General features: G+C 72.8%; 10 protein-coding genes and 1 pseudogene. 5 read left to right on the top strand and 6 right to left on the bottom strand.

All coding sequences use genetic code 11. The annotated features are described in order from the left end of the window. Positions 1-171: 171 nt before the first annotated feature. Complete coding sequence (locus ACFW9O_RS33420; protein ID WP_384614579.1) at positions 172-1185, bottom strand: DUF4349 domain-containing protein; 1014 nt, start codon at positions 1183-1185, stop codon at positions 172-174. 127 nt (positions 1186-1312) lie between these two features. Between ACFW9O_RS33420 and hemG the strand changes: the two genes are divergently transcribed. Together hemG and hemQ are read left to right on the top strand one after the other, a co-directional pair. Further along, entirely contained in the window at positions 1313-2824 is a 1512-nt protein-coding gene (hemG, locus tag ACFW9O_RS33415) for a protoporphyrinogen oxidase (RefSeq protein WP_384614577.1), read from the top strand. A 4-nt stretch (positions 2825-2828) separates the two neighbouring features. Beyond that, entirely contained in the window at positions 2829-3542 is a 714-nt protein-coding gene (gene hemQ, locus ACFW9O_RS33410) for a hydrogen peroxide-dependent heme synthase (RefSeq protein WP_329206337.1), read from the top strand. 217 nt (positions 3543-3759) lie between these two features. On the opposite strand, the gene ACFW9O_RS33405 is transcribed toward hemQ, so the two are convergent. The 5 genes from ACFW9O_RS33405 to ACFW9O_RS33385 form a co-directional block, all read right to left on the bottom strand. After that, positions 3760-4542 carry a TIGR04222 domain-containing membrane protein gene (locus ACFW9O_RS33405; RefSeq protein ID WP_351171113.1) on the bottom strand — a complete coding sequence of 261 codons (783 nt, stop codon included), beginning with the start codon at positions 4540-4542 and terminating at the stop codon, positions 3760-3762. Positions 4543-4642: 100 nt separating this feature from the next. Next, entirely contained in the window at positions 4643-5680 is a 1038-nt protein-coding gene (locus ACFW9O_RS33400; RefSeq protein WP_384614575.1) for a TIGR04222 domain-containing membrane protein, read from the bottom strand. Positions 5681-5685: 5 nt separating this feature from the next. Beyond that, positions 5686-6978: a DUF692 domain-containing protein gene (locus ACFW9O_RS33395; protein ID WP_384614574.1), complete on the bottom strand. Its 1293-nt coding sequence runs from the start codon at positions 6976-6978 to the stop codon at positions 5686-5688. Positions 6979-7085: 107 nt separating this feature from the next. Further along, positions 7086-7835, bottom strand: a complete 750-nt coding sequence (locus ACFW9O_RS33390; RefSeq protein WP_384614608.1) for a DUF4142 domain-containing protein — start codon at positions 7833-7835, stop codon at positions 7086-7088. 149 nt (positions 7836-7984) lie between these two features. Then, the gene (locus ACFW9O_RS33385) at positions 7985-8722 is read right to left on the bottom strand and encodes a peptidyl-tRNA hydrolase (RefSeq protein WP_384614573.1); all 738 of its coding nucleotides are present in this window, start codon (positions 8720-8722) and stop codon (positions 7985-7987) included. Between the two features lie 72 nt (positions 8723-8794). Between ACFW9O_RS33385 and ACFW9O_RS33380 the strand changes: the two genes are divergently transcribed. The 3 genes and pseudogenes from ACFW9O_RS33380 to ACFW9O_RS33370 all read left to right on the top strand — a co-directional run bounded on the left by ACFW9O_RS33380 (position 8795) and on the right by ACFW9O_RS33370 (position 11181). Then, the gene (locus tag ACFW9O_RS33380) at positions 8795-9472 is read left to right on the top strand and encodes an AIM24 family protein (RefSeq protein ID WP_384614571.1); all 678 of its coding nucleotides are present in this window, start codon (positions 8795-8797) and stop codon (positions 9470-9472) included. A gap of 11 nt (positions 9473-9483) precedes the next feature. Then, positions 9484-9852, top strand: a pseudogene (locus ACFW9O_RS33375) (ATP-binding cassette domain-containing protein); the annotation flags it as partial. A 618-nt stretch (positions 9853-10470) separates the two neighbouring features. Next, entirely contained in the window at positions 10471-11181 is a 711-nt protein-coding gene (locus tag ACFW9O_RS33370; protein WP_384614606.1) for an ABC transporter, read from the top strand. The last annotated feature ends 13 nt before the right edge of the window (positions 11182-11194 follow it).

Genomic DNA, 11194 nt, shown 5'->3' with positions numbered 1-11194 from the left:
GGTCCGGGCCCGCCGCTCGACGCCCGCGACGCCCTCTTCCCCCCCCCCATTGCGCCTGCGGGCCGGCCACGGGCCGAACATCCCCGCCGCGTCGCCCCCGATGACCACAAGTCGCTCCGCTGCCATGCCGGGTCCCTTCGCCGTGGTGTCAGGGAGCCCACGCTACGGCGCTCACGGGGCCGGTGGGACCTCCGGACCGGCACCGGCCGAGGGCGAGGCCGCGGGCGCCTGTGCGGGCGCCTGAGCCGGCGTACGGCGGCGCGGCAGGCGGCCGCGCAGAAGCCGCCACAGGACCAGCAGGACCGCCGCGGCGGCGAGGAACGGCGCGGTGGCGCCTATGGCGACCGCGATCCACCGCAGCATCGTCACGAACGCGTCCCAGCCGCCGCGCAGCGCGTCCAGGAAGCCCGTGTCCTCGTCCTCGGGATCCTTGTCGCTCCCGTACGGCTCGCTGAGTTCGAGCGTGATCGTCGCCAGTGAGGTGCGGTCCTTCAGGGAGGCCTGCTGGGCGAGCAGCGACTCCAGGGCGGCCTGACGGTTGCTCAGTTCACCCTCCAGGGTCACCACGTCGGTGAGCTTGGTGGCCTGGTCCATCAGCGCGCGGACCCGGTTGACGCTCGCCCGCTGGGTGGCGATACGGCTCTCGACGTCGACGACCTGTCCCGTGACGTCCTTCGCGTTCGACGTCCGGGACAGCAGCTTCCCGGACCCCGCGAGCTTGCGCAGGACCGCGTCGTACTCGGCCTGCGGGACACGCAGTACGAGATGGGACACGTCGTGCGTGTCGTCGAGCCGTTCCGTGGTCTCGTCCGCGACGAGCCCCCCTGCGCCCTCCGCGACGCTGCGGGCGGCGGCGACCGCCTTCGGCACGCTCTTCACCTCGACGTCGAGCGTCGCCGTGCGGATGACGTGCACGGCGACCGCGCTGCCCGGCTTCGGCGCCGACGAAGCCCGGTCCGCGGACTTCCCGCCGTCCGTGTCCGCCTGGGCGGCGCCCTCCGCGCCCGGCGCCCCCTGCTTCTGGTCGGCCGCCACGCCATTGCTCTGCGAGTCGGCACCGTCACCGGCGCCGCACGCACCGGTGCCGAGCAGCACCACGAGCAGTCCGGCTGCCAGAGCGGCGCGTGAGCGGCGTCGGAGGACATGGGCGGGTGGATGACTGTCCGTGTGGCGTTCGATATGCATAACGCGTCCCCCCAGGGCCGTTGTTGATGGTGCCGGTTCGACGTACGAGGGGCCTGTGAGGGTTGCCTCTCAGCGGTTTCGAAGCGGTCACGGTCGGGACTCGGTCCGGGTTTGAGAGAGTGGACCCATGCAGGGTTCTCTTCAGCGCGACAACACGCGTACGGGTCATGTCGTCGTCATCGGCGGCGGCATCGCCGGACTGGCCGCCGCCCACCGGCTGCTCTCCACCGGTCTGCGGGTCACGCTCCTGGAGGCGACGGAGCGGCTCGGCGGCAAGCTGATGACCGGCGAGGTCGCCGGTACCCGGGTGGACCTCGGTGCCGAGTCGATGCTCGCGCGGCGCCCGGAGGCGGTCGAGCTCGCCACGGCCGTCGGCCTCGGCGACCGGCTGCAGCCGCCCGCCACCGCCACCGCGTCCCTCTGGACGCGTGACGCCCTGCGCCCCATGCCCAAGGGGCACGTCATGGGCGTGCCCGGAGACCCGGCCGCCCTCGGCGGCGTGCTCTCGCCGGAGGGGCTGGCCAGGATCGCCCAGGAGCGCGACCTCACGCCGACCACCGTCGGCGACGACGTCGCGGTCGGTGCCTATGTCGCCGACCGGCTCGGCCGCGAGGTCGTGGACCGGCTCGTGGAGCCGCTGCTCGGCGGGGTGTACGCGGGTGACGCCTACCGGATCTCGATGCGTGCCGCCGTACCGCAGCTGTTCGAGGTGGTGAAGGAGGGCGGCTCGCTCCTCGACGGCGTGCTCCGCATCCAGGAGAGGGCCGCCGCCCGGCAGCAGACCGGACCGGTCTTCCAGGGCATCGACGGCGGCATCGGCACCCTGCCGGACGCCGTGGCCGACGCCGTACGCGCGGGAGGGGCGGAGATCCTCACCGCCACCCCCGTACTCGGGCTGACCCGCAGCGCCCGGGGCTGGGACATACGCACGGACACCCGGGTGATCTCCGCCGACGGCGTCGTCCTGGCCACCCCCGCCTGGTCCGCGTCCACGCTGCTCGCAGCCGAGTGCCCAGCAGCCTCGGTCGACCTGGCCGCGGTCGAGTACGCCTCGATGGCTCTGATCACCATGGCCTTCCGGCGCTCCGACATCGCCGGAACCGAAGCACTGCGGGAGCGCTCCGGATTCCTCGTGCCGCCCGTCGACGGGCGCACGATCAAGGCGTCGACCTTCTCCAGCAACAAGTGGCAGTGGGTCGCCGATGCCGACCCCGGCCTCTTCGTGCTGCGCACCTCCGTCGGCCGCTACGGCGAGGAGGACCACCTGCACCGTGAGGACTCCGAGCTCGTCGACGTGTCGCGGGGCGACCTCGCCGCCGCGACCGGGCTCACCGCCGTGCCCGTCGACACGGAGGTCACCCGGTGGATCGGCGGCCTGCCGCAGTACCCGGTCGGGCATCTGACCCGCGTCGCACGGATCCGCGACGAGGTCGCCAAGCTGCCGGGACTGCGGGTGTGCGGCGCGGTGTACGACGGGGTCGGGATCCCCGCCTGCATCGCGAGCGCCCGGCGGGCCGCGGACGAGGTCGTCCTGGACCTGACGGGGGAGACCGCCGGCGGGATCACACCGGGGAGCGCGGGGGAGATCATCGCCACGCCGCCCCCGGTTCAGGGCACTCGGAGCGAGGCGGGACAATAGCCGTATGAGTGCGCCAGAGAAGCTTCCGAACGCCGGTAAGAAGGCCAAGGACCTCAACGAGGTCATCCGCTACACGCTGTGGTCCGTCTTCAAGCTGCGAGATGTGCTCCCCGCCGACCGCGCCGGCTACGCCGACGAGGTCCAGGAGCTGTTCGACCAGCTCGGAGCCAAGGACATCACGGTCCGCGGCACGTACGACGTGTCCGGTCTGCGCGCCGACGCCGATCTCATGATCTGGTGGCACGCCGAGACCTCCGACGAGCTGCAGGAGGCGTACAACCTCTTCCGGCGCACCAGGCTGGGACGGGCACTGGAGCCGGTCTGGTCGAACATGGCGCTGCACCGTCCCGCCGAGTTCAACAAGTCGCACGTGCCGGCGTTCCTGGCCGACGAGACGCCGCGCGACTACATCAGCGTGTACCCCTTCGTGCGCAGCTACGACTGGTACCTGCTGCCGGACGAGGACCGCCGCCGCATGCTCGCGGACCACGGCAAGATGGCCCGCGGCTACCCCGACGTGCGTGCCAACACCGTCGCCTCGTTCTCGCTCGGCGACTACGAGTGGGTCCTCGCCTTCGAGGCCGACGAGCTGTACCGCATCGTCGACCTCATGCGTCATCTGCGGGCCTCCGAGGCGCGGTTGCACGTGCGCGAAGAAGTTCCGTTCTACACCGGGCGCAGGAAGTCCGTCGCAGACTTGGTGGCCGGACTCGCATAGCCAGCGTTTCCGATCACCCGACCCGGAAGATCAGTTGGCGGGCAACGGCGTGCAATGACGCCGCCCGCCGTTCCAGCGACACCGGGTCCGGTTCCGGGGCCACTTCGGCCTCGGACCGGCGAACTGCGGTGGTCTGCGGGGGAGTCAGCCATACCTCCCCGCAGGCCGCCGCTTCTCGTTCCCCACGGCCGATGAGCGGCCGATGCGTCCGGGGCCTTCATCGGCCCGAATGCGCCGTGCGGCCGCTGCGCAGAGCCGCGCGCAGTTCCGGGTCCTCGACGGCCCCCACACCCCGTACCGCCACCGCCGCCAGCAGGTCGCGGTCCGCCCCGTGCGCCGGGGCCGGCAGCGAGTCCAGCCACCGCTGCCCGGACGGCGAGGCCCACGGGCTGTACGGATGGTTCTCGACACGGGCTATGGCCAGGCAGCCCAGCGTGAGGACGAGCGGCAGCCCGAACCAGGCCACCACCGGACCCGCGTACCCGGGGTCCTGACCCGGGATCAGCACGGCGGCAGCGGCCAGCACCACCACCAGCGCCGCCGCACCCCGCACGGCCCGCACCGCGGACTCCAGGGTCGTCCGGGTCCCGTGCGGGACGGCGAGGCCCGCCGCGACGAGCCGGTCGGCGAGGGTGCGTACGGCCTCGGCGGCCGCGGCAGCGGCCCGTATCGGGGCTATCCGGGACTGCCCCTCCGGGCCGATCGCCCGGATCACCGTGCGCTCGACCTCGTCCCGGCCCTCCGGGTCGACGACCGTCGCCCAGCCCGTGTGGGCGAGCAACAGCCGGCGCCGCAGATGCATGGACACCAGCGCCAGGTCGGCGACCCGGTGCGGGCCGCCGGCCAGGAAGGCCGTCTCGTACAGGTTGAGTTCGTGAAGGGCGGGTTCGCGCCCGGCCACCGACGGCCGCTGGGCCGTACCCGCGGTGACGAGGCAGAGCCGGATGCAGGAGATGGCCGCCGCGCCCCACGCGACCAGAAGGAACAAGACCCAGAGCATGGCGGAGTTCTATGCGAGACGGGCATGTGAGCGCCATGGGCTGTTCACGATATGGACGAATTGTGGTCACTGACGGTTATCGGTGGCCGAAACCGTGCGTTCAGGAACTACTGCCGCAGCTCGAACCACCACTGCTGCTGCCGCAACTCGATCCGCTGCTGCTGCTGCAGCTCGACCCGCCGCTCGATCCGCCGCAGCTCGATCCGGAACTGCAGCTCGATCCGGAACTGCAGGAGGATCCCGACCCGTGGCCGCCGCCGCCGCTGGAACTTCCGCAGCCGCCGCCTGGGCTCGACCCGGCGCACCACATCACCGGCAGGAGCACGGCGCTTGCGGCATAGGAGTCCGTCGAGGGGGAGGAGGACGACGACGAGCGTCCGGCGGGCCGGTGGCGCGCGGCTGCGAGCAACTGCCCCTGGAGCGCGGGGTCGGGGAGCGTGCCCAGCCCCCGTGTGGCCACCAGGTGGGCCGGGTCGCCCACATGGGCGTGCGCGGCCGCGTATCCGTCGGCGGCCAGGCGCCCCGCCCGGGTGATCCGCGTCTTGGCCGACGCGGCCGTGAGGCCGCCCACCAGGGCCCCGCCCAGGAGTGCGGGCAACACCTTCACGATGAACGGGAACGGCATGTCCGCGTAGCCCTCGTGCAGGACGTACTGGAGGAACGTCAGCAGAAGACTGACGGGGCCGGCCACCAGGCACACCGACAGCTGGGCGACGGCCCACCGGCGGCGGGTCCGGTTCTCCTCCGGTTCGACCAGCAGCCCGCGTGCCGCGAGTCCGTCGCCGATCTCCTGCACCGCCGGATGCCGCATCACGGCCTGCCGCAGCGTGTGCAGGGCGCCGCTCGGGGCGGCGCCCAGCTCCTGGAGCACGGCACGCTCCACCGCGTCCCGGGCCTCCGGGCGCTGTACGGCGACGATGCCCGGGCCGCCGATGGCCAGTCGCCCGTCGGTGTGCAGGGCGGTGAGCGCGGTGTCCACGACCCTTGCCGGACCGCCGTTGAGGAAGGCGGCCTCGGAGAGGTCGTGCACGTACGCGTCGGGGCCGGCGCCGAGGCGGCCGGCCTTGCGGGTCGCGACGATCAGGAGCGTCGAGGAGACCACCGCGGCGAGAGTCATCAGAAGAGCAAGGGCGTTCATCGGGGTCACCTTCCCATGAGAGCGGTACGGGCCGCCCGGACCAGACGGGTGCCGCGGCGCGGCGGGCGGGCGCCCGCGCGGTCCTGCCACCAGTGGGTCAGCCTGCGGCGGGCCGCGTCGTCGGCCGGAGCCCCCGCGACGAGCAGCTGCTCGGCGAAGGCCAGGGCGTCACGACGGTAACCGCCGGACATGGGCCGGGTCCTGGCGTATGCGAGGAAAGCGCTCCGGTAGCCGTCGCCGAGGATCTCCGGGAGCTCCGGTGCCACCTTGGCGACGACCTCGGCCCGCTTGACGGCCAGGGCGCGGCTCTGCACACCGAGCCGCCGGTGGTCGAAGCCCTCCGGTGCGGGCGTACCCGCGACCAGTGACGAGAGCAGTGCGGTCTGGGCGACGGCGGTGCGGCCGCGGGCACCTGCGGTCCGGCCGGCCGGCTCCTGGGAGCGCGCGGGCGGCCGTCGCACGGGTGCCGGCACGTCGGCCGCCCCGGCCAGCGTGGCGCGGATCGCGGCCAGTTCGCCCGCCAGTTCCGCGATCGGCGGGAAGTCGTCGTCGCGCTCCAGTAGGACGCCCGGCGGATCGACCCGTGAGCGGAGCTCGGCCAGCACGTCCAGGACGGGCTGCGACACGGGATGGGCGTGCGTGTCGTGCCAGACCCCGTCCTTCTCCATGCCGCCCGCCACATGGACGTACGCGATGGCCTCGACCGGCAGCTCGTCGAGGGCCGTCGCCGGGTCCTCGCCCCGGTTGACGTGATTGGTGTGCAGATTGGCGACGTCGATCAGCAGCCGTACGCCGGTGCGCTCGACCAGCTCCGCGAGGAACTGTCCCTCGGTCAGCTCCTCGTCCGGCCAGGAGATCAGCGCGGCGATGTTCTCCAGAGCCAGTGGCACGGGCAGCGAGTCCTGGGCGATGCGCACGTTCTCGCAGAGCACCTCCAGCGCGTCCCAGGTCCGCGGTACGGGCAGCAGGTGCCCCGCCTCCAGCCCCGGCGACGCGGTCAGCGGCCCCCCGGCCCGTACGAACGCGATGTGCTCCGTCACCAGCGGCGTGTCCAGCAGTGCGGCCCGCGCCGCCAGGTCGGCGAGGCGGCCCGCGTCGGGGCGGTCGGCTCCGCCGAGGCCCAGCGAGACGCCGTGCGGGACGACGGTGACGCCGCGCTCCCTGAGGCGCGCGAGAGACGCGGGGAGGTGGTCGGTGCAGATGTTCTCCGCAACCGCCTCGACCCAGTCGATCCCGGGCAGCGCCTCGACGGCGTCCTCGATCTCAGGCCGCCAGCCGATTCCTGTTCCCAGCTTCATCCGTCCCCCTCCTCGGTCCGTCGCTCCGTGCAGGGGTCATGGCCCCGCCACGCGGCGGCGAATCCGAAAAGGGGGACGTTCAGAGCTTGATTTGAGGTTCCCGGGGCCTACGGCTGCGGGAGGGGCTCCATCGTGGGCGGCACGGGGCGCGAGGTGAACGACTGGTCCCCCGTCGGCGTCACCGGCACCGGGACCTGCGGGACTCCGCCGTTCGACGCGGGCGGGCCCGACGGGCTGGCCGTGGACGCGCCCGCCGCCTCGCGGGCCAGGCCGTCGAAGTCGACGAACCCGGTGCGCTCCAGCATGGTGATGTGGTCCAGCACGGTCTGGTTGGCGTCCGAGGCAAGCTGTCTGATCAGTGAGTTGCGCGTGGTGTGCCGGACCTGGGCCACCAGCGCGAAGACCTTGCCGTGCGCGTTGCGCAGCAGGTTGGCGAACTTGCGCTCGTACTCCTGGCCGCTCGCCGCCGTCAGCTCGCGCAGCCAGCCCTGCTGGATGTCCGACGGCTGGTTCGGCAGCTCCACGCCGAGCTTGGCGGCCACGTCCCGCGCCCGCCGGTCCAGATCCGTGTGCCCGACGACCAGGTGGTCGCCCGCCTCCTTCACCGCCTCGCTCGGGGCACGCTCGATGGCCTGCTGTCCCGCCGGCAGCTCCCACAGTCCGGCGAGGCGCACCTTGACCAGGAAGTCCCGGTCGGTCGCGGAGAGCGGGCCCCACTGGGTGGCGACACTGGACGCGTTCAGGTTGGCTTCGCCGGTCCCCGAGCGGTCGGCGTACGACCAGACGGGATAGGCGAGCGCGCCGAGTGTGGCGACAAGTGCCGCGATGATGAGGGCCGTTCCGTTGATGCGTCGCAACAAGATTGTCTCCCGGGCCGATACGTGGCAGCTCTGAACCAACCGCCAACTGACTCGTCATTCAACCTACTCGTCGGTAATGGCGGTGCGGCAGTACCCGGAGGTACGTATTTCGGCGCAGGGATGTTCAGCAGGTGGGCGAGTGATCTTCAGCGGCGCAGTGCCGGATGGTCCGCGACCACCGTGCAGGACCCCGGCGCGATCTCCGTGAACCCGGCGTCGCGCACCACCGGCAGGCCGCTCACGGTGAGTTCGCGCCAGCGGTCCGGGGCAGGGGTCCCCACCGAGAGAGGGAAACCCGCCTCCCGCCACGCCTTGCGCTCCGTTTCCGACAGCTCCCACCAGGCGAGCTGCGCGCCGTGCCCGGCCTGGGCCATCGTCTTGCCCGCCGACATGCCGAGCTCCGGATTCAGCCAGAGCACCGGGCCGGTACCGTCGGGCACGGCCGGCGGCACCGGATCGTCGAGGTCCGTTCCCGACACCTGGAGCTTGGCCAGCTCCTTGGGCCAGCCGTCCAGCGGCACCGGCGGGAACACCCGCACCTCGGCCTGCTCGCCCGTGACCGTGATCCCCGGCAGCGCGGACGCCTTGCGCCACTCCGCACCGCGTGCCCGCCGCACCACCTTGCGAATCCGGGCGTCCTGCCAGTCCCGCATGAGCTGAGCCCACTCGCCCTCACCGAGCGAACGCTCGTCGGAGAGCATCGTGAGCACCGCGCGGGCGGCGGTCCGCAGCGCGTCGGTGCGTGCCGGGGGATCCGTCTTCTCGATATGCACCACCAGGGGCAGGACGAACTGAGGTGCCTCGTCGCGCGCCGTCGGCTCGGTGCGGAACGGACTGTCCGCAGGATCTGCGGGAAGGGGCTCGGGAAGGTCGTCGCTGCTCACGGAGCCCAGTCTGCCAGGCCCCCGCAAACCGGTTCTTGGCGGAACCAAGGGCTCCGGGTGAGGATGCACGGCATGAAGAGCGATCTCTTTTCCAGCGAGCACATGGCCCAGCAGGCCACCACCCCCGGTATGTCCCTGCAGAACGCCAAGTCCATCAAGTACGCCGTCAACGGTGAGATGCACGCGCGTCAGGGATCGATGATCGCCTTCCGCGGCAGTCTCCAGTTCGAACGCAAGGGCCAGGGCATCGGTGGCATGCTCAAGCGCGCGGTCACCGGCGAGGGGCTCGCGCTCATGGCGGTCCGCGGTCAGGGCGAGGCGTGGTTCGCCCACGAGGCGGCCAACTGCTTCATCGTCGAGATGGAACAGGGCGACGTCCTGACCATCAACGGCCGCAACGTCCTCTGTTTCGACGCGAGCCTCTCGTACGAGATCAAGACCGTGAAGGGTGCCGGCATGACCGGCGGCGGCCTCTTCAACAGCGTCTTCAGCGGCTACGGCAAACTCGGCCTGATCTGTGAAGGCCAGCCCATCGTGATACCCGTGACCGCCCAGCAGCCGGTGTACGTCGACACGGACGCGGTCGTCGGCTGGAGCGCCCAGCTCTCCACCTCGCTGCACCGCTCGCAGAGCTTCGGCTCCATGGTGCGCGGCGGTTCGGGAGAGGCCGTCCAGCTGATGCTCCAGGGCGAGGGGTTCGTGCTCGTACGGCCCAGCGAGCTCAAGCCGGAGAAGGCGTCGGCCAACTGAACCTCCACGGGGTGGGCCGCCGGTACGGCCTCCGCGGCCCCTGGGTGCTGCGCGGGGTCGACCTGGTGCTGCCCGCGCGCGGCCTGGTCCGGATCGAGGGCGCCAACGGGACGGGCAAATCGACCTTGTTGCGGCTGCTCGCCGGTATCGACGCGCCGTCCGAGGGGCGGATCACGGGCAGGCCGCGTACGGCGTACGTCCCCGAGCGCTTTCCGGCCGCCCTGCCCTTCACGGCGGCCGGCTACCTCGTCCACCTCGGCCGCATCCACGGACTGCGGACCGCCGAGGCGGCCTCGCGTGCTGAGGAGTGGCTGACGCGCTTCGGTGCGGCGGAGCACGCCCGTACACCGCTCTCGGAGCTGTCCAAGGGCACCAGCCAGAAGGTCGCCGTCGCCCAGGCGCTCCTGGCCGAGCCGGACCTTCTCGTCCTGGACGAGGCATGGACCGGCCTGGACACCGGGGCCCGGGACGAACTGGACCGGGCCGTCGGCGCGCGGGTCCTGGCGGGGGCCACCGTCGTCTTCGTCGACCACGACCCGCACCGCCTGGCCGGCGGCGTCGATGCCGCGTACCGGCTGGAGGACCGCACGCTCGCCCCGGCGGGGCTCCCGGCGCTTCCGCTCGGACAGCCCGGCCCCCGTGTCCGGATCGACGCGACAGGCCCGGCGGGCGGAGTCCTCCCGTCCGGACTCCGAGGTGCGCTCGCCGTGGAACGGACCGGGGGCGACGCCACGGAACGGGTGCGCCTCACCGTCGCCGCGGCACACTCGGACGCGGCCCTGCGCGCCCTGCTCGAGGCCCGCCCGCCCTGGCACATCGCCGGGGTCGAGCCGATCCCGCTCACGGACCGGGCAGTCACGCGGGACCGGGACCCGGACCGGGGCGCGGCACCGGGCCGAGCACCGGGCCCCGCGCCGGACCTGGCCCTTGGCCGCGGGGCGGCAACGGACCTGGCCGTGGCAGTGGTACAGGTCCCGGACCCCGCCCCTGCCCCCGTCATCGCGTCGTCCCCGGCGCCCCGGCCCGCAGGCGGGGGCGCCACGACTGCTCTGACGCGCTATCAGGCCGGACTGCTGGCGCGCTCGCAGCGCTGGCTCGCGCCCGTCCTCCTCTACGCGGCCTTTCTCGGCGTCGGTGTGGGGGCCGGGCAGCCCCTGCTGGACTCGCTCGGTTACGCGGCCGCCGCTCTGCTGCCCGTCGCCGCGTGGTTCGTACGGCTCTGCGTCACCCAGGAACCGCCCGCCGCCCGGACGGTCGCGGCCGCCGCCGCCGGGCAGCCGCGGGTCCACTGCGCCGCCCTGCTCACCGCCCTCGGATCCGCACTGGCCCTGGGTGTCGTGGCCGACGGGTTCGTGCTCCTCATCAGCAGGCCGACCAGCACCGACAGAACCGTCGACCTGCCGATCGTGCCCGCCGCCTGTGCCGGCCTGCTCGCCGTCGCCTGCTGCGCCCTGCTGGGAGCGGCGGTCGGGGCGCTCTGCTCCCGGCCGCTGCTGCGGCGCCACGGCTGGTCGCTGGTCGCCACCGTGTTCGGGAGCCTGCTCGCCCTGGTGTCCGTCGGCTCACCCGCGAGGTACGCCGTGACGAGCCTGGTCACCGGTTCGTCGGCCGGGACCGTCCCGGTCCCCGTCCTTCCGCTTGCCGGGGCCGCTGTCATCGCCGCAGCGGTGGCCGCCGTCACCTCTCGGCTCACCTCACTGCGCGGGTGAGTACGCTCGTGGG

This window comes from Streptomyces sp. NPDC059499, assembly GCF_042749285.1.
Taxonomy (GTDB): domain Bacteria; phylum Actinomycetota; class Actinomycetes; order Streptomycetales; family Streptomycetaceae; genus Streptomyces.
The sequence above is the reverse complement of the archived record's forward strand: the minus strand, read 5'-3'. Positions and strand labels throughout refer to the sequence as shown.